At 67.3% G+C, this 19,691-nt stretch carries 17 protein-coding genes; 13 read left to right on the top strand and 4 right to left on the bottom strand.

The genetic code is table 11. The features are described 5' to 3' along the window. Nucleotides 1–17 precede the first annotated feature (17 nt). From K7G19_RS03140 to K7G19_RS03160, 5 genes are all read left to right on the top strand, one after another. Nucleotides 18–1,025 (top strand): tripartite tricarboxylate transporter substrate binding protein, encoded by a 1,008-nt coding sequence (locus K7G19_RS03140; RefSeq protein WP_149315939.1) that lies wholly within the window; start codon nucleotides 18–20, stop codon nucleotides 1,023–1,025. Nucleotides 1,026–1,590: 565 nt separating this feature from the next. After that, nucleotides 1,591–3,138: a cache domain-containing protein gene (locus K7G19_RS03145; protein WP_226105728.1), complete on the top strand. Its 1,548-nt coding sequence runs from the start codon at nucleotides 1,591–1,593 to the stop codon at nucleotides 3,136–3,138. Then, nucleotides 3,104–3,775, top strand: coding sequence for a response regulator transcription factor (locus tag K7G19_RS03150; RefSeq protein ID WP_149315940.1), 672 nt, complete (start codon nucleotides 3,104–3,106; stop codon nucleotides 3,773–3,775). The genes K7G19_RS03145 and K7G19_RS03150 overlap by 35 nt, the downstream gene beginning before the upstream one ends. Before the next feature lie 245 nt (nucleotides 3,776–4,020). Continuing rightward, nucleotides 4,021–5,472 carry an aminotransferase class V-fold PLP-dependent enzyme gene (locus K7G19_RS03155; RefSeq protein WP_149315941.1) on the top strand — a complete coding sequence of 484 codons (1,452 nt, stop codon included), beginning with the start codon at nucleotides 4,021–4,023 and terminating at the stop codon, nucleotides 5,470–5,472. 115 nt (nucleotides 5,473–5,587) lie between these two features. Beyond that, nucleotides 5,588–5,983 carry a RidA family protein gene (locus tag K7G19_RS03160; protein WP_255650666.1) on the top strand — a complete coding sequence of 132 codons (396 nt, stop codon included), beginning with the start codon at nucleotides 5,588–5,590 and terminating at the stop codon, nucleotides 5,981–5,983. A gap of 85 nt (nucleotides 5,984–6,068) precedes the next feature. On the opposite strand, the gene K7G19_RS03165 is transcribed toward K7G19_RS03160, so the two are convergent. Beyond that, entirely contained in the window at nucleotides 6,069–6,959 is an 891-nt protein-coding gene (locus tag K7G19_RS03165) for a LysR family transcriptional regulator (RefSeq protein WP_226105732.1), read from the bottom strand. A gap of 269 nt (nucleotides 6,960–7,228) precedes the next feature. Here K7G19_RS03165 and K7G19_RS03170 point away from each other — a divergent pair, with 269 nt between their 5' ends. From K7G19_RS03170 to K7G19_RS03180, 3 genes are all read left to right on the top strand, one after another. Beyond that, nucleotides 7,229–7,699: a (2Fe-2S)-binding protein gene (locus K7G19_RS03170; protein ID WP_150083924.1), complete on the top strand. Its 471-nt coding sequence runs from the start codon at nucleotides 7,229–7,231 to the stop codon at nucleotides 7,697–7,699. Continuing rightward, the gene (locus K7G19_RS03175; protein ID WP_226105734.1) at nucleotides 7,699–10,014 is read left to right on the top strand and encodes a xanthine dehydrogenase family protein molybdopterin-binding subunit; all 2,316 of its coding nucleotides are present in this window, start codon (nucleotides 7,699–7,701) and stop codon (nucleotides 10,012–10,014) included. Before K7G19_RS03170 ends, K7G19_RS03175 begins: the two co-directional genes overlap by 1 nt. 170 nt (nucleotides 10,015–10,184) lie before the next feature. After that, the gene (locus K7G19_RS03180; protein ID WP_226105736.1) at nucleotides 10,185–11,372 is read left to right on the top strand and encodes an MFS transporter; all 1,188 of its coding nucleotides are present in this window, start codon (nucleotides 10,185–10,187) and stop codon (nucleotides 11,370–11,372) included. 135 nt (nucleotides 11,373–11,507) lie between these two features. Here K7G19_RS03180 and K7G19_RS03185 read toward each other — a convergent pair whose 3' ends face one another. Then, the gene (locus K7G19_RS03185) at nucleotides 11,508–11,891 is read right to left on the bottom strand and encodes a hypothetical protein (RefSeq protein ID WP_150083921.1); all 384 of its coding nucleotides are present in this window, start codon (nucleotides 11,889–11,891) and stop codon (nucleotides 11,508–11,510) included. A gap of 364 nt (nucleotides 11,892–12,255) precedes the next feature. On the opposite strand from K7G19_RS03185, the gene K7G19_RS03190 reads away from it, so the two are divergent. The 5 genes from K7G19_RS03190 (at nucleotide 12,256) to pip (ending at nucleotide 17,623) form a co-directional block, all read left to right on the top strand. Continuing rightward, a complete protein-coding gene (locus K7G19_RS03190) occupies nucleotides 12,256–13,155 on the top strand; it encodes a metal-dependent hydrolase (protein ID WP_150083995.1) in 900 nt (299 codons plus the stop codon). Nucleotides 13,156–13,614: 459 nt separating this feature from the next. Then, a complete protein-coding gene (locus K7G19_RS03195; RefSeq protein ID WP_370639471.1) occupies nucleotides 13,615–14,586 on the top strand; it encodes a Bug family tripartite tricarboxylate transporter substrate binding protein in 972 nt (323 codons plus the stop codon). A gap of 369 nt (nucleotides 14,587–14,955) precedes the next feature. Further along, complete coding sequence (locus tag K7G19_RS03200) at nucleotides 14,956–15,582, top strand: DUF1326 domain-containing protein (RefSeq protein ID WP_149315960.1); 627 nt, start codon at nucleotides 14,956–14,958, stop codon at nucleotides 15,580–15,582. Then, nucleotides 15,545–16,489, top strand: coding sequence for a DUF2182 domain-containing protein (locus K7G19_RS03205; protein ID WP_226105738.1), 945 nt, complete (start codon nucleotides 15,545–15,547; stop codon nucleotides 16,487–16,489). The genes K7G19_RS03200 and K7G19_RS03205 overlap by 38 nt, the downstream gene beginning before the upstream one ends. A gap of 147 nt (nucleotides 16,490–16,636) precedes the next feature. After that, a complete protein-coding gene (gene pip / locus K7G19_RS03210; RefSeq protein WP_226105740.1) occupies nucleotides 16,637–17,623 on the top strand; it encodes a prolyl aminopeptidase in 987 nt (328 codons plus the stop codon). On the opposite strand, the gene K7G19_RS03215 is transcribed toward pip, so the two are convergent. Together K7G19_RS03215 and K7G19_RS03220 are read right to left on the bottom strand one after the other, a co-directional pair. After that, nucleotides 17,595–18,578, bottom strand: a complete 984-nt coding sequence (locus tag K7G19_RS03215) for a tripartite tricarboxylate transporter substrate binding protein (protein WP_223819711.1) — start codon at nucleotides 18,576–18,578, stop codon at nucleotides 17,595–17,597. The genes pip and K7G19_RS03215 overlap by 29 nt on opposite strands. Nucleotides 18,579–18,627: 49 nt before the next feature. Continuing rightward, a complete protein-coding gene (locus K7G19_RS03220) occupies nucleotides 18,628–19,596 on the bottom strand; it encodes a tripartite tricarboxylate transporter substrate binding protein (protein WP_226105742.1) in 969 nt (322 codons plus the stop codon). Nucleotides 19,597–19,691: the final 95 nt, after the last annotated feature.

Raw genomic sequence — 19,691 nt, forward strand, 5'->3', positions numbered from 1 at the left:
GATCCCCGGGGACATCGATGCCATCTCTGAATCGCCGCCGTTTCCTGCAATATGCCGGCTCTGTCGCCGGGACCTCGCTGCTCGGCGCGCTGCCCGCGCGCGCGGACGGCTTTCCCGTCAAGCCGCTGGCCCTGGTGGTGCCCTACCCGGCCGGCGGTGCCAGCGACACGTCCGCCCGCATCTTCGGGGAATCGATCAGCAAGACGGTCAAGCAGCAGGTCGTCGTCGAAAACTACGGCGGCGGTACCGGCCTGATCGGCGCCAACAAGGTGCTGAGCGCGCCCGCCGACGGCTACACCTTCTTCCACGGCTCGATCAACGAGGTCTTTCTGGCGCCGATGCTCAATCCGGCCGCGCGCTACAAGCCGCAGGACTTCATGCTGGCCGCGCCGATCAGCGACGCCACCATCGTGCTGATGGTGCGCAGCGGGCTGTCGGCGGAGACCTTCGACCGGTTTCTCGAACAGGCCAGACAGGGCAAGGACAAGCCGCTGACCTATGCCACGGTCGGCATCGATTCGATCTACCACCTGATGGGCGACGCGCTGGCAGCCAGGCTGGGCACCACCTTCCTGCATGTGCCATACAAGGGCGGCGCGCCGGCGCTGCAGGGCCTCGCGGGCGGCGAGGTGGACTTCGCCATCCTGCCCTACCAGTCCAGCTTCGACGCCATGCAGCAGCAGGGGCGGCTGCGCATCCTGACCAGCTTCTCGAAGGCCCTGCCCCCGGCGCTCAAGCACATTCCCTTGATCTCGCAGAGCCGCCTGGTGCCCGACTTCGAGTACACGATCAGCGGCGGGTATTTCGTCAAGGCCGGCACGCCCGAGAACCGGGTGGCGGTACTGCGCAAGGCGATCGGCGAAGCGCTGGCCAAGCCCGACATCCGCGCCCGGCTCGAGGCCGAGGGCCGCACCGTCGCGCAGCCGATCGACACCCAGGCCCAGGCCAATCAGGTCTTCGACCGCTACATGACGCGGGTCACGCAGCTGGTTCGCAGCGTGGGGCGCAAGACCAACGGCGGCTAAGGCACGGCGAGCGCTGCCCCCAAAGGTATTCGTGCAGTGCCGCAGCCGTGCCGGCGCCGACGCGGTGATTGCCTTTGCTGCGTCTCGCTGCGTCTCGCTGCGTCTCGCTGCGTCTCGCTGCGTCTTGCCGCGCTTGGACCCGCATGTCTGCATTGTTCTTCATGGCGACCCGCATTGACATTTCGGATCCATGCGCGCCGCTTTTCGGGGCGCGCATCGCTTGCGTTGCACGGTCTGCCACCTGTTGGCCCGTTCCTTGCATTTTGCTAAAAAACGTCATAGCTTTCGTCATGCTTGTCGACCGAACAGTCCTTGTTCGCCGATGGCACGAGGGGTCGAGAATCAGCCTGACAAAGCGCGGACAACGAACTCGCGCAGCGGGCTGATTCGATAAATCGAACTGGGAGGAATCGATTTGTTCGGCGGCGTCGGCATGTTGCGCGGCGCCGCCTCGGTGTTTCGTCGGCGGCCATCCGATCGGCTTGCCGAACCCGAATACGACCGGCTCTTGGGCGCCCCCTCGATGATCCATTTGCCCCCACGTGTGCAAAGCCTGACGATCCGCATGAGAACGGTCGCGCTGTCCGCGGCCTTCATGCTGGTGGTCTTCGTATTGGTGACCTGGGCGGTCTCGTACCAGATGGTCAGCCATTCGCGGCAGGATCGTCAGCAGGTGCAGGCCGTCTACGTGGCCAGCAAGGAAAAGGAGCTGCGCCACTACGTCGAGCTCGGGCATGCCACGCTGGTGCGCATCGCCCACGGCAGCGGCGAGGAGGCGGACCTGCAGCAGCAGGCGCTCGCCGCCCTGTCGCGCATGCACTTCGGCAATGACGGCTACTTCTTCGTCTACGACCGCCTCGGCAATGTGCTGCTGAACCCGGGCAGCATGGGAATCGAGGGCGTCGATTTCTGCGATCCGGCCGATGCCGGCAGCGACCAGGCCATGTTGCTGATCAACAAGGCCCGTTCCGGCGGCGGTATTGTTCGATACAACTGGATCAAGCCCTCTTCCCGTACCGAAGCGCCCAAGATGTCCTATGTGCGGGCCGCCGACCAATGGGGCTGGATTCTGGGCGCCGGTCTCTACATGGACGACATCGAGCGGGAGCTGGCCGCCTTCGATGCCAATGCCGCCCGCACGCTGCGCGAGACGCAGATCCGGATCAGCGCCTTCGCGCTCGGATCGATCATGCTGATCAGCCTGGGCGGCCTCGCCTTGAACCTGCACAACTCCCGCATATCGGGCGAGAAGCTGCGCCGGCTGGCTCGGCGCGTGGTCAGCTCGCAGGAAGAGGAACGTGCCCGCGTCGCGCGCGAGCTGCATGACGGCGTGGTGCAGGTGCTGGTGTCGTCCAAGTACCTGCTGGAAACGGCGCAGGTCCATCTGGAACAGGAACAGGAAAAAGGACCCGTACAGGACCGGAACGACGCCCCGCCGCCGGCGCGGCGCCACGCCCCGCAGGAACTGCTGGCGCAGGGGCTGGGCCGCCTGCAGGAGGCGCTGATCGAGATCCGCCGCGTCTCGCATGGGCTGCATCCGGCCCTGCTGAGCGACCTGGGCCTGGCCGCCGCGCTGCGCATGCTGGTGGAACAGTTGCGGCCGCAGTGCCCCGTCGATCTGCGCTTCACCGAGCAGGGCGCGATACCGGCGCTGTCCGAGGCGCAGGCCACGGCGCTGTTCCGCGTCGCGCAGGAAGCGCTGAACAACGCCCTCTCCCACGCCCACGCCGGCTGGGTCCAGATCGCGCTGACCGGCACCGACCGCCATCTCGTGCTGACGATCGAGGACAACGGCCGCGGCTTCGATCTGAAGAAGGTGCGGGCCGACCGCAAGGGCGGCATCGGCCTGCGCAATATGCGCGAACGCATCGAAAGCCTGGAGGGCAGCGACTTCGCCATCCATACCGGAGCGGACGGCACGCGCGTCGAGGTACGGCTGGCGCTGCGCGCGCCCGAGCCCGAGTCCGACAGCCGCGCTGACTTCCGCGCCGACTTCCGCGCGGAGATCCGCGCCGACGGCCGCCCCGGCATCCAGCCCGACATTCCGGCCACCGTTCCCCTGCAAGGAGCCCTGCTGCATGACCTCGAACCTGCGAGTGCTGCTCGTCGATGACCATCCCTTCGTGCTGGACGGTGTCCGCCTGCGCCTGGAGGCCACCGGCGAAATGACGGTGGTCGGCGAGGCGTCCAATGTGGAGGACGCCGTCGTACTGGCCGAGCAGCGCCGTCCCGACCTGGTTGTCTCGGACATTCACATGCCCGATGCCAACGGCCTGCAGCTGGCGACACGGTTCGCCGAGCGGTTTCCGTCGATACGGGTGGTCGCGTTGTCGATGCACAAGGACCCGGAGTACGTGCGCCGCGCCTTCGCGCTCGGCGTCGCGGCCTATGTCCTCAAGGAAGCGCCCGCGCATGAGCTGGTGACAGCGATCCGTACGGTCGCCGCGGGCGGCACCTATCTGAATACCGAATTGCAGGCCTTCCTGCAGACCGACGAACCGCCTCCCTCCTCGCGCCGGACGCTGACGCCCAAGGAGGCCACCGTGCTGAAGCTGGTGGCCGAGGGCTACTCCAACAAGGAGATCGCCGAGCGGCTCGGCACCTCGGTACGCACCGTCGAGACGCATCGTCTGCACGTCCGCCGCAAGCTGCAGGTCGGCGGGCGCGCCGAGCTCGTCAAATACGCGGTGCATTTCTCCGATCTGCATGCGATCGGATTGGCCGACGAGGCATTAGCGGCAGACTGCTGACGATCTTTCCTGTTGCGGTGCCATCCCCTTGATGGTGCCTGATGGTGCCGTTTGCACTGCGCAAGACCGCTTGCGCATCGCCCTTGTGCATGCCCGGAAAACCCGCTCTCGGTATTACTGCGTAGGGGAAAGTCGTCCTGATGCAGGAACCGTAGTTTGCGTAGACTTTTTTTGGACAGGCGCCATGCGTTCGAACACGCGGACGCGCCGATGCGCCGATCGCTGGACGAAAACGGGAGAGCACCATGGACGAGTTGAAGCAAACGCAGAGACGGGCTGTCGCGACGCAACCGCAGGTGGACGACTTGTCGACGTGGACGCCCAAGCGGCGCGAATTCCTGCGCATGCTGGCCTACGGCGCCGGCTCGCTGGCCCTGGGGCCGCTGATCGGCGCCTGCTCCGACGACGCGTCGGCGCAGGCCTCGGACCTGCGCTCGCGGCTGACGCAGGACGAAGCGTTCTGGGCGCAGGTGCAGGGCATGTTCGTGCTCAAGCCCGAGAAGGTCTACATGAACATCGGCACCGGCGGCTCGATGCCGCAGGTCGTGCTCGATACCTTCCAGCAGGAGAACTTCGCCAAGGCAGCCGACTCGGCCAGCGGCTATGGCAACCTCGCCGACCTGCGCGAGGCCGTGGCCAAGGGCTTCGGCGTCGATCGCGACGAACTGGCCTTCTCGGCCAACACCTCGTCGGGCATGTGCCATGCGATCCTGGGCATCAAATGGGAGCCGGGCGATGTCGTGGTGACCACCAACCATGAGCACGGCGGCGGGCTGACGCCGCTCAATATCGCGGTGGACCGCTACGGCATCGAGGTGTCGATGATCCCGCTGCCGACCGGCAACCGCCAGAGCGCCAGCACCTATGTCCAGTTGTTCGACGAGCGCATCCGTGCGTTGAAGGGCCAGGGCAAGCGGGTGCGCGCGATGATGTGGTCCTCGCCCACCTACAAGACCGGCACCATGCTGCCGATCGCCGATCTGATGGAGGTGGTCAAGGCCCACGGCCTGATCAGCATCGTCGACGGGGCACACCTGCCCGGCATGATGGCGTACGACTACGGCGCTCTCGGCATGGACTTCATGTCCGGCGCCGGACACAAGTGGCAGTGCGGCCCGGGCTCGACCGGCATCCTGGTCATCCGCAACAAGATGCGCGCATCGAACCCGCTGCCGCTGCCCGACTGGTTCCCGATCCATACCAGTTCCTACGCGAGGCAGCAGCCGCGCGGCTCCTATGACATCGCGGCCACGGTGACGTCCTGCGGCAGCCTGCACGTGCCGATGTTCAAGTCGCTCGCCCGCGCCTGCGAGATGTGGGACTCGATCGGCCGGAAGAAGATCGAGACCTACGACCTGACGCTGTCGGCCTATCTGAAGGAAAAGATCGTCGAGCGCTGGGGCATCGATTCGCTGTACTCGCCGAAGGACGATCCGAAGCTGGTCTCGGCGCTGACCTGCTTCAACCCGTTCCGCAACCGCGACGATGCGATGAACCAGCAGAAGGCAACGACGTTCGTCAACCGCATGCTGAGCGACTTCTCGCCGGGCTTCGTGATCCGCTCGGTCAATTTCGAAGTCATCGGCGCGCCCGCCCAGCACTACGGCATCCGCATCTCGACGCACCTGTGGCACGACGCCAACGACATCGACCGGCTGGTGGACTCGATGTGGAATCTGTCCGGCGCCATGGCGTAACCGACCCCAATCCAATTCCAACAAGAGTCAGTCCATGAAACGATCGATCGCATTGATTGCCGCCGCGGCTTGCGGGGTGGCATCGCTGTCCGCCTGCGCCCAGCATGGCGGCGCCATGCAAGGTGGTGCACTGCGTGCCGTCTCGTCGCCCGATGCGCCCAAGGCCATCGGACCCTATTCGCAGGCGGTCCGTGCCGGCAATGTGCTGTACCTGGCGGGGCAGATCCCGATTCACCCGAAGACCGGGGAGTTGCTGAAGGACGCGCCGATCGAGGCGCAGACCCGGCTGGTGCTCGACAACCTGAAGGCGGTGCTGGCCGCCGACGGGATGACGATGGCCAACGTGGTTTCCACCACGGTCTACCTGAAGGACCTGAACGACTTCGCCAGGATGAACGAGGTCTACGGGACCTACTTCACCGGCGTCACGCCGGCGCGCGCGACGGTGCAGGTAGCCAGGCTGCCGCGCGATGTGGCCGTGGAGATCGGGGCGATTGCAGTGAAGCCCTGAGCGGGCTGCATTGCGGTAGGGATTCCCTTTCGGCGGGGCGGGCGGGGCGCGGCGCGAGTCGCGCCCCGCCGCGTCGTTGTTCGCCTCATTCCGGGCAGCGGATCGCGTCGATCACCAGCCTCAGCGCCCGGGAGGCATGGCGCCGGTTCGGATAGTAGGCAAACAGTCCCGGAAACTTCGGACAGAAATTGTCCATGACCCTGCGCAGACGCCCGTCGCGCAGATAGGGTTCGGCCAGGTCCTCCGTCACGAAGGCCAGGCCGCCGCCGCTGGCCGCGGCACGCACCATCTGATAGGCGGTGTTGAAGGTCAGCTGCCCGCTGACGCGAACCTGGACCGCGCGCCGCTTGTGGCGGAGCTCCCAGGCATACAGGCCGCCGCCGCTGAGCCGCAGCGTGATGCAGTTGTGCCTGAGCAGGTCTTCGAGAGAGCGTGGTTCGCCGTGCGCCGCGAAATAGTCCGGCGCGCCGACGATCATCATCTGTACATCCGGCGTCAGCCGCACCGCGATCATGTCCTTGGCGATCTGGTCGCCCCAGCGCACGCCGATATCGTATTGCTCGGCCGCGATATCGACCATCCGGTAGTCCGAATTCATTTCGACGCGCAATTCGGGATAGGCCGCCAGCAGGCTCGACAGCCGCGGCATCAGGATATTGTCGATGACATGATCGATCGCCGTGATGCGCACGGTGCCGATCGGCTTGTCGCCCAATTCCCTGACCGCGGAAATTTCGGCCTCGACCTCTTCCAGCCTGGGCGCCACGGTCTGGATCAACCGTTCACCGGCCTCGGTCGGCGATACGCTGCGCGTGGTGCGGGTCAGCAGCCGCACGCCCAGCCGCGTCTCCAGCGCGCGGATGGTATGGCTGAGCGCGGATTGCGAGACGCCGAGCCTGGCGGCCGCGCGCGTGAAGCTGCGTTCCCGGGCGACGGCCAGAAAGGCGAGAATGTCGTTGATGTTATCGCGTGCCATGCGAGCTGCGGTTGGGGTTTGCGGTTGCAATTGCCGTTGCGGTGACTGCCCGCATTCCATACGGATAGCGGGATGGCGGGATAGCGGAATATCGTCTTCGTCGTCCCCTGCAGAGGAAAACATTGATGAATACAATACATGAGTGCTTGCCGATTGGCGTAATGATCCATTCCAAATAACCGAATATCATTGCGCTGACGCGCAGCCCGGCTGCAGGCTCGCCGCCGAATAAAAAACCCACCCCCATTCCATTACTCCCCTATTGCACCATGGCACGCCTCCAATTGAACGGTCAGATCAAGGAAGTCGACGTCCCGGGCGACACCCCACTGCTGTGGGTGTTGCGCGATGAGCTGGGCATGACCGGCACCAAGTTCGGCTGCGGCATGGCACTGTGCGGCGCCTGCACGGTGCATATGGACGGCTCCCCGATTCGCGCCTGCATCACCGCGGTCTCCGCGGCGGACGGGCACGCCATCACGACGATCGAGGGCGTGGAAGCCGATCGCGTCGGCCGCGCGGTGCAGAAGGCCTGGGTAGAGAACAACGTCGCGCAGTGCGGTTACTGCCAGGCCGGGCAGATCATGTCCGCGGTCAGCCTGCTGAAGGCCACGCCGGCCCCCAGCGAGCGCCAGATCGACGAGGCGATGAGCGGCAATATCTGCCGCTGCGGCACCTATCCGCGAATCCGCGCCGCCATCAAGCAGGCGGCCGGCGCCCTGGCCAAGGGAGGCAAGTGATGCGCGACAACGACTCGATCCAGGCACCGGACCTGTCCCGCCGCGGCTTCCTGCAGGGAACGCTGCTCGGCACGCTGTCGCTGGCGGTCGGCGCCAATGGCGTCATTGGCGTCATTGGCCTGGCGCACGCGGACGACGACGCGCCGAAGAAATACGGCGCCGACTCCATGCCCGGCGGCACGGTGTCCGACCCGCTGGTGTTCGTCTCGATCGGCGCGGACGGCACGGTGACCATCGTCGCGCACCGCGCCGAGATGGGCACCGGCGTGCGAACCAGCCTGCCGATGGTCGTCGCCGACGAGATGGAGGCGAACTGGGACCGCGTCAAGGTGGTGCAGGCCGAGGCCAACGAGACCCGCTACGGCAACCAGAACGTCGACGGGTCCCGCAGCGTGCGGCACTTCCTGATGCCGATGCGGCGCGTCGGTGCGGCGGCACGGCAGATGCTGGAAGCAGCGGCCGCCGCGCGTTGGGCCGTGCCGGTCGGCGAGGTCCGCGCGCAACGGCATGAAGTGGTGCACCTGCCAACGGGCCGGCGCCTGCCTTATGGCGAGCTTGCCGCCGACGCCGCGAAGCAGCCAGTCCCTGCCGAGGGCACGCTCAAGCTGAAGACGCCAGACCAGTTCCGCTACATCGGCAAGGACCGCGTGCGGATGGTCGATCTGGAAGCGATCGGCAAGGGTCAGGCCACCTACGGCATGGACGTGCGCCTGCCGAATATGGTCTATGCCGTGGTGGCACGGCCGCCGGTGGTTGGCGGCAAGGCGCGGGCCGTCCGCGCCGAGAAGGCGCTGGCCGTACCGGGCGTGCTGAAGGTCGTCGAAATCCCGCCGTTCAGCGGCGCGCCGGCCTTCCAGCCGCTGGGCGGCGTCGCCGTGGTCGCGCGCAATACCTGGGCCGCGATGCAGGGCCGTGCCGCGCTCGAGATCGACTGGGACGATGGGCCCAACGCCGGCTACGACTCCGCCGCGTATCGCCGCACGCTGGAGGCCGCCGCGCGGCAACCGGGCAAGGTGGTGCGCAACGAAGGCGATGCGCCGGCCGCCTGGAACAACAGCGCCGAAGCCGAGCGCTACGCCGCCGAATACTACGTCCCCCATCTGGCCCACGCCTCGATGGAGCCTCCGGTTGCCACCGTGCGCGTCAGCGGCAAGTCCGCCGAGGTATGGACGTCGATCCAGAATCCGGTTGCCGCGCAGACCGCCGTGGCCAAGCGGCTCAAGCTCGAGCCCAAGGACGTGCGAGTCAACGTGCTGCTGCTGGGCGGCGGCTTCGGCCGCAAGTCCAAGCCGGATTTCGTCGACGAGGCCGCGATCGTCGCGCAGGCCATGCCGGGTACGCCGGTCAAGCTGGTATGGACGCGCGAGGACGACATCCATCACGACTACCTGCACACGGTGTCGGTGGAGCGGATCGAAGCCGTGGTCGGCAAGGACGGCAGGCCGCAGACCTGGCTGCACCGCAGCGCGGCGCCGACCATCGGCTCGCTGTTTACGCAGGGCGCCAAGGGCCAGCAGCTGTTCGAGTCGGGCATGTCGGCCATCAACATGCCGTACCGGATTCCGAACGTCCGGGTCGAGACCGCCGAGGTCGAAGCCCACGCCCGCATCGGCTGGTTCCGCTCGGTCGCCAATATCCCGCATGCCTTTGCCGCGCAGTGCTTCATTGCCGAACTGGCGCATCGCGCCGGCAAGGACCACAAGCAGTTCGCGCTGGACCTGATCGGCCCGGCACGCAAGATCGATCCGCGCACCATGGCGGACACCTGGAACTACACCGAGTCGCCGGAGCGCTATCCCTACGACACCGGCCGGCTGCGCGACGTGATCGAGGCCGCCGCCCGCGGCGCGCGCTGGGGCCGCAAGCTGCCGCGCGGGCATGGCCTGGGCCTGGCCTTCTGCTACAGCTTCATGAGCTACACGGCCACGGTGGTCGAGGTCGCCGTGAACGACAAGGGCGAGGTGCAGGTCGTCGCCGTCGACATGGCGATGGACTGCGGGCCGCAGATCAACCCGGAGCGCATCCGCGCGCAGATGGAAGGCGGCGCCATCATGGGCCTGAGCCTGGCGCTGACCAGCGAGATCAGCTTCGAGAAAGGACGCGTGAAGCAGAGCAATTTCCACGATTACGAGGTGCTGCGCCACCACGCCTCGCCGCGCGTGATCCGCACCCACCTGGTCAACGGCAGCCACGACACGCCGCCCGGCGGCGTCGGCGAGCCCCCGGTGCCGCCCGTGGCGCCCGCGCTGTGCAACGCGATCTTCGCGGCCACCGGTAAACGCATCCGCAGCCTGCCGGTCCGCACGGTCGCGTAAGCGCCGCGCTTTCCGCCCCGATCGCCGTCCCGATCGCACCTCGCGCAGGTCACGCTGACCTGCGCGGGGCCCCCTTTTTACTCCGACGTGCCCGCCATTGCGCCGAACGGCCGCAAGGGCTCGTCACGCCTTCGTGGATTGATATTCAGACGTCGATGCGCTTCGATACCGTGACAAATTCCGCAGCCCTGCCCCTTGCCTCATCGCGCCGCGAGCGCTGGAGCGCCATCGGCACGATGACCATGTGCGTGGCCATGCTGATCGCCTCCGAGTTCATGCCGATCAGCCTGCTGACGCCGATCGCCGCCGACCTGCATGCCACCGAAGGGATGGCGGGACAAGCCATCTCGATTTCCGGCCTGTTCGCCGTCATCGCCAGCCTGTTCATCGCCACGGTCGCCGGCCGCTTCGACCGCCGCCGCGTGCTGATGGCGCTGACCGGCGTCATGCTGGCCTCGCTGGTGCTGATCGCAATCGCGCCGAACTTCGCGGTGCTGATGGTGGCGCGCGGGCTGCTGGGCATCACCATCGGCGGCTTCTGGGCCCTGGCGACCGCGACCATCATGCGGCTGGTGCCACCCGCCGACGTACCCAAGGCGCTCGGCATCATGTACACCGGCAATGGGCTGGCCACGGCGTTTGCCGCACCGATCGGCAGCTACCTGGGCGGCATCATCGGCTGGCGCGGCGTGTTCTGGGTACTGGTGCCGTTCGTGCTCGCGAATCTGCTCTGGCAATGGTTCAGCCTGCCGTCGATGCCGCCGCGGGCCACCAATCCGGTCGGCAAGGTCTTCCGGCTGCTGGGGCGCCCGCATGTTGCCATCGCGATGGTCGCCGTGATGCTGACGTTCGGCGGGGCCTTTGCGGCCTTCACCTACTTCCGGCCGTTCCTGGAGCGCTACACGCAGGTCACCGTGCCAGAGCTGTCGCTGCTGTTGCTGGGGCTCGGCGTCGCGGGCTTTATCGGGACGTACTTCGCCTCGGCGTGGGTGGGCCGCTCGCTGTATCGGCTGCTGATGGGGCTGCCCTTGGCGCTGGCGGCCGCGACCGTCGCCATGCTGGCGTTCGGGCACAGTTTCTGGGCCGTCGCCGCGGCGATGGTGGCATGGGGCGCGCTGAACGCCGCGATCCCGGTCTGCTGGTCGACCTGGCTGTCCCGCGGCATCGAGGACGAGCCCGAGAGCGGCGGCGGCCTGATGGTGGCGGCGATCCAGCTGGCGATCATGCTGGGCGCCGCGTTCGGCGGCATGCTGCTGGACCGCATCTCCATCGCTGCGACCTTGATCGGCGGCGCGGTGCTGCTGGTGTTGGCGGCGCTGACGGTGGGCAGCGGCCGGCGGCTGATGGGGCGCAGTTGAGCGGCCTGCTTCGCCGCTGTCTGGCCGGCTACATCGTCACCACGTCCCACTAACTCGCCGCCGCCTTCGCCAGTATCCGCTCTTGCCCCTTGGACAGCGAGTGCGGCGGGGTGTACCCGGTCGCGCCGCCCGGCATCAGGCCTGGGCCCGGGCGCCGTCGAGGTAGGGATTGAAGCCGCGCGCGCCTTCGCTGAAGGCATCGAAGCCGCGGGCGCCGTCCGTGTACGCATCGGCGGCCCGACCGGGCGTGGCCGAGACGCCCACGCGATCCAGGCCGGCGACCTTGCGCGCGCCGTCGACATAGGGGTCGGCCTTGCGGGCGCCCTGCGTGTACGGGTCAAAGCCGCGGGCGCCATCGCTATGCACGTCGAAGGTGCGGGCACCATCGGTGAACGTCTGCGGCGTGCGGAACTCGTAGCCGTACTTGTCGGCGGGGACCGTCGCGGCCTGCGCGATGCCGGCACCGGCGAGCGACAGCAGCAGAGCGGAGGCGATCTTCAGGGTGGCGTTCTTGGGCATGGCTTTCTCCTTTATTAGTCAGCAGATTTGAATCGATCCGGACGCTGCCGCGCTTGGGTTTATTGCGCCGTCGCGTTGTCCATGTGCTGAACTATAGAGGTCCGCCGAGCCTGAAGAAGTACGGCGGTTTGGCCTTGTTATTCAAATATTTTGATAATTTCCTTGGTGGCGCTATTCGGGACCTTGGAGGATACGGAGATCATCGATGTACCGAGCGGGCGCGCTGGCCGGGCGGAGAAGACGAGCCAGTCCCCGTCAGGTTGACACCGCCATGGCGCGTACCAATACTGCCGCTTGGCAGTCGCTTTGGTTCGCATCACGCCTGCGCCCACGTCGTCCTCGCCCACAACGCCCGGAGGAAGCCATGCCACAAGCGCGCCCCCTTCTGCTCGCCGCCCTGCTGACGTTGCTCGGTGCATGCGCCACCGCGCCTACAGGCCCGACCGCCCCCACCGCGACGTCCGCCTCCACACCGGCCCTCCTGCCGTCCGCCGCGGGCCAGACGGCCGCAGGCAAAACCGAGGTCCTGTGGCTGGGCCAGGCCGCCACGCGCATCACGACGCCCGGCGGCAAGGTCATCGTGATCGATCCCTGGCTGACAGGAAACCCCAAGACGCCCGCCCCATTCAAGCAGCTGCAGACGCTCGGCAAGGTCGATCTGATCCTGGTCACGCATGCCCATGGCGACCACCTGGGCGATGCGCCGGCGCTGGCGAAGATGCATAACGCACCGATCTACAACGGTGGCGGCATGGGGCAGACGCTCGTCAGTCTCGGCATGGTGCCGGCGAACCTGTCGCAGCGCTTCGGCAAGAGCGGTACGGTCACGCCCTTCGGTGCCAACGGTCCGAAGATCACCGCCGTGCATGCCGAGCACTCTTCCGAGCTGGTCTGGAAGAACCCGAGCTCGGGCAAGGACGAGGTCCACTACGGCGGCGAGCCGGTGGGCTACATCATCGAGATGGAGAACGGCTTTCGCATCTGGCACATGGGCGATACCGGCCTGTTCGCCGACATGCGGCTGGTGGCGGAGCTCTACAAACCGGACCTGGTGCTGATCCCCATTGGCGGGCATTTCACCATGGGGCCGCGCGAGGCGGCGATCGCCGTGCGCGAGATGATCCGCCCCCGGTATGCGATCCCGATCCACTATCTGACCAGCCCCATGCTGCGCGGCACGCCGGCGGAGTTCACCGCGGCGCTGGGCGCCACGGATGCGACCCGCGTCATCGTGCCGGAGCCGGGGCAGAAGGTGGATTTCTGAATCTTTGCCGACGCGGCCGAGGCTGAAGGAAGGGCATCGCCCTGCGGCCAGTCTCGGCCCTACGCGTTCTCGCGGCTCATTTGCGCGGTTCAGGCGCGAAATACGTCATCCAGGCACGCCGCCTCCAAGGCCCGGTCCTGCCAGGCGTCCAGCTGATCCGTTTAGGACGCGCGGCGAAGCCCTGCATGCGCCGGGCGCTTCGGGCGATTGCGGCTGCCCGTTCCCTACCCCCTTCAGCGCCCGCGATAGGCCTCCCTTAGACCCCTCCATCTCCCTCCCACCGCCGTTAGTGGTAACCTCCGCTATTTTTAAAACGCATATCTGGTCTCTGAAAATATGACTTCGCCCGCTCCACTCCCGCCCTCTAGACTTGCTCCAGCCCAGCGGGACCGGCGCCATCCGGCCGCGACAAGCCAGCAACACGACTGGTTCGGGACATCCCAAACAAGGAGACAGACGATGAAGAAGGCGTTGCTCGCCCTTCTGGCGGCCTGCGGCATGGCCGCCATCGCCCCGGTGCAGGCCGACACGGCCTGGCCTGCCAAGCCGATCCGACTGGTGATTCCGTTTCCTCCGGGCGGCGGCACCGATATCCTCTCCCGCCTCGTCGCCAATCAGCTGACCCAGAGCGCCAAATGGACCGTGGTGCCGGACAATCGCCCGGGCGCCGGCGGCACCATCGGCATTGCCGAGGTCGTGCGCGCGGCGCCGAGCGGCTACGAGCTGGTGATGGGCCAGAAGGACAACCTCGTCGTGGCCCCGTGGCTGTACAAGACGGTCAAGTACGACCCGAGCAAGGACCTGGTCGCGGTGACGCATGTCGCCTACACACCGATCATGATCGTCGCGCCGGCCAATTCGCCGTTCAAAAACATCGCCGACGTAGTGGCCGCCGCCAAGCGCGCGCCCGGCTCGATCAAGTACGGCTCGCCTGGCAATGGCACGACCATTCATCTGGCCGCGGAAATCTTCAGCCAGGCCGCGGGCATCAAGCTGCTGCACGTGCCGTACAAGGGCTCGAACGCCGCGATGATGGACGCCATCGCCGGCAACGTGGACCTGATGGTGGCCTCGGTGCCGTCGGCCATGGCGCAGATCAAGGCGGGCAAGCTGCGCGCGCTGGCCGTGACCTCGGCCACGCGCAGCACCTCGCTGCCGGATGTGCCCACGCTGGCCGAAAGCGGCTACAAGCAGGTCGACGTCAGCACGTGGTACGGCATCTTCGCGCCGGCGAAAACACCGCGCGAGGTGGTCGACAAGCTGGCCGCCGAAGTGAACAAGCAGCTCGCCACGCCGGCGATGATCCAGGCGATTCACGAGCAGGGCGCCGAGCCGAAGCTGATGTCGCAGAAGCAGTTCGCCGATCTGGTCCAGTCCGACTACAAGAAGTGGAAGACCATCGTGCAGGAGTCCGGCGCAACGGTGGAATAAGCCGCAGCGCAGCTTCGCCGGGCGTCTCGCCGACGCCTGCATGATCCCGGTGCCGCCGCCCCGCCGGCGGCACCGGCGCCCCATCTCTCCGCCTCCCCGTTCCCCGTTCCCCGTTCCCCGGTTCCCCGCCTTCCCGCACCCGCGCCTTCCGTGCACTGCCGCCGTTCCCGCACTGCCACCTTCCCCGCACCGCCGCTCTCGCCCGCCATCCCGAGGCAAAGATCACTGACTTTGCCGGCCCGGCCGGCATCCCCCGCCCGCTCACCTATATTCCAGTGAATCGCTACCCGCGAAACCGAGACGCCGCGTCTCGCCCGCTCCACCGCGGTACGCGAGTGCGGTCCGGGACGCAAGGCAAGGACGCAAACCATGGCCACGCCCAACTGGAACATCGAGGGTCAGTATTACGAGACCTGCAACTGCGACTTCATCTGCCCGTGCCTGCCGGGACAGCTCGCCGCGCCGCCCACCAAGGGGCACTGCATCTTCGCCATGGGCTTCCAGATCGAGCAGGGCCGATATGGCGAGGTGTCGCTCGATGGGCTCGGCTTTATCGTGCTGGGGTCGACGCCAGAGGAAATGGGCAAGGGCAACTGGTCCGTCGGCGTGATCGTCGACGAACGCGCCGATGCCTCACAGCGTGATGCGATCACCGCGATTGCCAGCGGCGCCGCGGGCGGCCCGATGGCGGCGCTCTCCCCGCTGGTCGGCTCGTTCGCCGGCGTGGAATCGGCGCAGATCCGCTTCGACCGCAACAGCCGCAGTTGGTCGGTCACCGCGCCGAACCTGGTCGATATGGCGGCCGAAGGCGTGATGGGCATCAATCCGAATGCGACCGAGCCGATCCATCTGGATAACACCGGCCACCCGGCAGCGGACCGCGTCGCGCTGGCGCGCCCCGCACGCAGCCACGTCCATGCGCTGGGCATGGTCTGGGACGATGACAGCGGCCGCAACAATGGCCAATATGCGCCATTCTCCTGGCAGGGAGCCTGAGCCCGCCGGCGCGGTGCCGCTACCGGCCGGCGTTCGGGACAACGATCGGGACAACGATCGGGGCAACGATCGGGACGGCGGTGGAGACGGCGGTCGGGACGCCGCCCGGTACGGCGCATTGCAGCGGCGCGACCGGCTGTTCGGCTGGGCCTGCATGCTCGCCATAGCGGCGCTTGCGTGGGGCTATCTGATCCATCTGGACCGGTCGATGCCCCCCACTGCGGATCACGACGCCATGATGGCCGGCATGGGCATGGGCAAGGACATGCCGATGCCCTGGACGGCCGCGGACCTGCTCTACACCTTCGCAATGTGGGTCGTCATGATGATCGGCATGATGGCGCCGGCCGCCGCGCCGGTGGTGCTGATCTACGCCGGACTGCAACGCCGGCGGGAGAACCGCAGGCTGCCGGCGACGGTGGTCTGCTTCGGGCTTGGCTATCTGGCCGTCTGGACCGCTTTCAGCGCGGCCATGACACTCGTGCAATGGGCCCTGCACGAGGCCCTGCTGCTGTCGCCGGCGATGGCGATGTCGAGCCGCGTGGCCGCTGGCGCGATCCTTTGCGCGGCGGGCCTCTACCAGCTGACGCCATGGAAGCGGGCCTGCCTGACCCACTGCCGCAGCCCGCTCGGCTTCCTGATGACGAACTGGCGCGACGGCAAGCGTGGTGCACTGACGATGGGCATGCGGCATGGCGCGTTCTGCCTGGGCTGCTGCTGGGCGCTGATGGGCGTCCTGTTCGTGACCGGCGTGATGGCGCTGGCCTGGGTCGCCGCGCTGGCCCTGCTCGTGCTGCTGGAGAAAGTGGGGCCCGGGGGCTTGCAGGTGGCGCGCCTGTCCGGAATCGTGCTGATCGCAGCAGGGGCGCTGCTGATCTGGCTTGGCGCGGCGCCGATGGCGGCCTGATCCTGGGGCCTGCCGCGGCTGTGTCAGCTGTCGCCATGGGGGGCCGCTGGGGCCGCTGGGGGCGCTGTTGCGGCTGTGGCGGCCGTCGAGGCTGTTGGGGGCGTTCGCCCCGGTACACTGCGGTATTCCCCCTCGGAGACCGCATCCATGCCCTCGCTGCGCACGCTCTATCCCGAAATCGAACCCTACGAGACCGGCACGCTCGATGTCGGCGATGGCCACGTCATCTACTACGAGCGTGCCGGCACGCCCGGCGCCAAGCCGGCGGTGTTCCTGCACGGCGGGCCAGGCGGCGGCATCTCGCCCGACCATCGGCGCCTGTTCGATCCGTCACGCTATGACGTATTGCTGTTCGACCAGCGCGGCTGCGGCCGCTCGACACCGCATGCCGGGCTCGAAGCCAATACGACCTGGCATCTGGTCGACGACATCGAACGGCTGCGCGCGCTGGCCGGTGTCGAACGCTGGCTGGTGTTCGGCGGCTCGTGGGGTTCGACGCTGGCGCTGGCCTATGCGCAGAAGCATCCCGAGCGCGTCAGCGAGCTGGTGCTGCGCGGCATCTACACGGTCTCTCAGGCGGAGCTCGACTGGTACTACCAATATGGCGTGTCGGAGATGTTCCCCGACAAGTGGGCACGTTTCCAGGCGCCAGTGCCCGAGGCCGAGCGCGGCGACATGATGGCGGCCTACCGCAAGCTGCTGACCGGCGACGACAAGGCCCGCCAAATTGAAGCCGCGCGCGCATGGAGCGTGTGGGAAGCCGAGACGATTACGCTGTTGCCCGATCCGGCGATCGCCGCCAGGCACGACGACGGCCATTTCGCGCTGGCGTTTGCGCGGCTGGAAAACCACTACTTCACGCACCGCTGCTGGCTGGAAGAAGGCCAGCTGCTGCGCGACGCGCACAAGCTGGCCGGCATTCCCGGCGTCATCGTGCATGGCCGCTATGACATGCCATGCCCCGCGCGCTATGCCTATGCGTTGCACCAGGCCTGGCCGCAGGCCGATTTCCATCTGATCGAGGGCGCCGGCCATGCGTGGACGGAGCCGGGCATCCTCGGTCAGCTGATCGCCGCGACCGATCGCTTCGCCGACGCGCAAGCCCTCACTGCACGCGAATCTTCGCGGTCTTGACGATCTCGCTGTACTTCTTCAGGTCGTTCTGGATCTCGCTGGCGAATGCCTCCGAAGTATTGCCCGACGGCACGATCCCCAGCGTCGCCAACCGCTCGCGGGTATCGGGCATATTGACCACTGCATTGAGCTCGCGCGCCAGCTTGTCGACGATCTCCTTCGGCGTATTGGCCGGCGCCAGCAGCCCTACCCAAGAGTCGCTGACGAAGCCGGGCACGCCCGACTCCGCCAGCGTCGGCACGTCCGGCAGCGACGGCACGCGCTTCGCAGCGGACACCGCGATCGCATTGGCCTTGCCGTTCTTCACGTATTGCTGCGCGCCGGCCACCGCGGTAAACAGCACCGGCAGCGTGCCCCCGACCAGATCGCCCATGGCCTGTCCGCCTCCCTTGTAGGGCACGTGGACCATGTTCAGCCCGGTGCGCGCCTTCAGCAGTTCGCCGGCCAGATGCGGCGTGCTGCCGGTGCCGGCGCTGCCATAGGACAGGCCCGCCGAGGTGGTTCGCGAGTACGCCACCAGCTCGCTCAGGTTCTTCGCCGGCACCGACGGATGGGTGATCAGGATCAGCGCGGCATCGCCGATCTTGCTGATCGGCACGAAATCCTTGACCGTGTCGAACGGGACCTTCGCGAACACATGCGGGTTGATCACCATGGTGCCGTCGAAGCCGAGCAACAGCGTATAGCCATCGGGCGCCGCCTGCGCGGCCATCGCGGTGCCGATATTGCCCGACGCCCCTGGACGGTTGTCGACCACGACTTGCTGGCCGAGCCGCTGGCCCAGTTTGTCGGCGATCACGCGCGCGCTGGTGTCCGAGACCCCGCCGGGAGCGAACGGCACGATCAGCCGGATCGGCCGCGCCGGATAGTCCTGGGCCAGGGCGTTGGAGCCCGGCCCCGCGGCGAGCGCCAGCACGGCGGCCCCCAGCGCCTGAATCAGTTTGCGGCGTTGCATCTTGTCTCCTCCTGCTCGTTATATCGCGGGTCGTTGCGTCCGCGCTGCGCTACTCGGGGCGAATGCCGCCGCGGCGTGCCACTTCGGCCCACTTCTGCGTCTCGCTGCCGATGAACGCGCGGAACGCGTCCGGCGGGGTCAGCACGATGGCGGCGCCCTGGTCCCGCATCTGCCTGGCGACCGCGGGGTCGGCCGTGACCTCGCGCAGGTCGCGGTGGATCTGTTCGACCGTGGCCGCGGGCATGCCGGCGGGCCCGAACAGGCCATACCAGTTCAGCGACTGCACGCCATCCAGGCCGGCTTCCTTGAACGTCATCGCGTCGGGGAAGATCGGCATGCGCTCGTCCGCGGCAACGCCGATCACGCGCAGGTTGCCGCCGTTGACGTGCGGCAAGGCGGTCAGCACGCTGGTAAAGCCCGAGGCGAGATGGCCGCCGATGATGTCGACCATGATCTGCGCCCCGCCCTTGTACGACACCGGGATCGTCTGCAGCTTGCCGACCTGGCGCAGCAGCTCGCCGGTCAGGCGGGTCTGCCCCTCCGAATAACCCACGCCGAGCGGTTGCTTGCGCGCGGCCTCGACCAGATCGTTCAGCGTCTTGTACGGGCTCGACTTGGCGACCACCAGCACCATCGGCGACACCGCCAGCCGCGTGATCGGCGTGAAGCCCTTGGCGGTGTCATACGGCAGGCTCTTCATCAGCACCGGATTGATCGCGTGCGAGCCGACCACCATCAGCAAGGTGTGGCCATCCGGCGCCGACTTGGCGACGTGGCCGGTGCCGATCACGCCGTTGGCGCCGGGGCGGTTCTCGACCACCACCGACTGGCCCCAGCGCTCCGACAGCTTCTGCGCCACCAGCCGGCTGACGATATCGGTGCCACCGCCGGGGGCATAGGGCACGATCAGCGTGACGGGTTTGTCGGGCCATTTCGCGGCGGCGTGGCTCCAAGGCGCGGCGGTGGCCAGGCAGGCCACGGTCATCATGGCCGCGCGCATCCAGCGATGGTTCAGCATCGGTTGTCTCCTGTTGTGTTCGTCGTGTGTTGTGCTTGTTGTGCTTGTTTTGCTTGTTTGCTTGTCGGGGCTTGCTGGTGCTGTGGCGTGAATCC

Origin of the sequence: Cupriavidus sp. DB3 (assembly GCF_020418465.1) — a bacterium.
In the GTDB taxonomy this organism is placed as follows: domain Bacteria; phylum Pseudomonadota; class Gammaproteobacteria; order Burkholderiales; family Burkholderiaceae; genus Cupriavidus; species Cupriavidus cauae.

Bases quoted from the DNA above. Each gene is read 5' to 3' on its own strand.
- K7G19_RS03140 (WP_149315939.1), top strand. From the start codon at position 18: ATGCCATCTCTGAATCGCCGCCGTTTCCTGCAATATGCCGGCTCTGTC.
- K7G19_RS03145 (WP_226105728.1), top strand. From the start codon at position 1,591: ATGAGAACGGTCGCGCTGTCCGCGGCCTTCATGCTGGTGGTCTTCGTA.
- K7G19_RS03150 (WP_149315940.1), top strand. From the start codon at position 3,104: ATGACCTCGAACCTGCGAGTGCTGCTCGTCGATGACCATCCCTTCGTG.
- K7G19_RS03155 (WP_149315941.1), top strand. From the start codon at position 4,021: ATGGACGAGTTGAAGCAAACGCAGAGACGGGCTGTCGCGACGCAACCG.
- K7G19_RS03160 (WP_255650666.1), top strand. From the start codon at position 5,588: ATGCAAGGTGGTGCACTGCGTGCCGTCTCGTCGCCCGATGCGCCCAAG.
- K7G19_RS03165 (WP_226105732.1), bottom strand. From the start codon at position 6,959: ATGGCACGCGATAACATCAACGACATTCTCGCCTTTCTGGCCGTCGCC.
- K7G19_RS03170 (WP_150083924.1), top strand. From the start codon at position 7,229: ATGGCACGCCTCCAATTGAACGGTCAGATCAAGGAAGTCGACGTCCCG.
- K7G19_RS03175 (WP_226105734.1), top strand. From the start codon at position 7,699: ATGCGCGACAACGACTCGATCCAGGCACCGGACCTGTCCCGCCGCGGC.
- K7G19_RS03185 (WP_150083921.1), bottom strand. From the start codon at position 11,891: ATGCCCAAGAACGCCACCCTGAAGATCGCCTCCGCTCTGCTGCTGTCG.
- K7G19_RS03190 (WP_150083995.1), top strand. From the start codon at position 12,256: ATGCCACAAGCGCGCCCCCTTCTGCTCGCCGCCCTGCTGACGTTGCTC.
- K7G19_RS03195 (WP_370639471.1), top strand. From the start codon at position 13,615: ATGAAGAAGGCGTTGCTCGCCCTTCTGGCGGCCTGCGGCATGGCCGCC.
- K7G19_RS03200 (WP_149315960.1), top strand. From the start codon at position 14,956: ATGGCCACGCCCAACTGGAACATCGAGGGTCAGTATTACGAGACCTGC.
- K7G19_RS03205 (WP_226105738.1), top strand. From the start codon at position 15,545: ATGGCCAATATGCGCCATTCTCCTGGCAGGGAGCCTGAGCCCGCCGGC.
- pip (WP_226105740.1), top strand. From the start codon at position 16,637: ATGCCCTCGCTGCGCACGCTCTATCCCGAAATCGAACCCTACGAGACC.
- K7G19_RS03215 (WP_223819711.1), bottom strand. From the start codon at position 18,578: ATGCAACGCCGCAAACTGATTCAGGCGCTGGGGGCCGCCGTGCTGGCG.
- K7G19_RS03220 (WP_226105742.1), bottom strand. From the start codon at position 19,596: ATGCTGAACCATCGCTGGATGCGCGCGGCCATGATGACCGTGGCCTGC.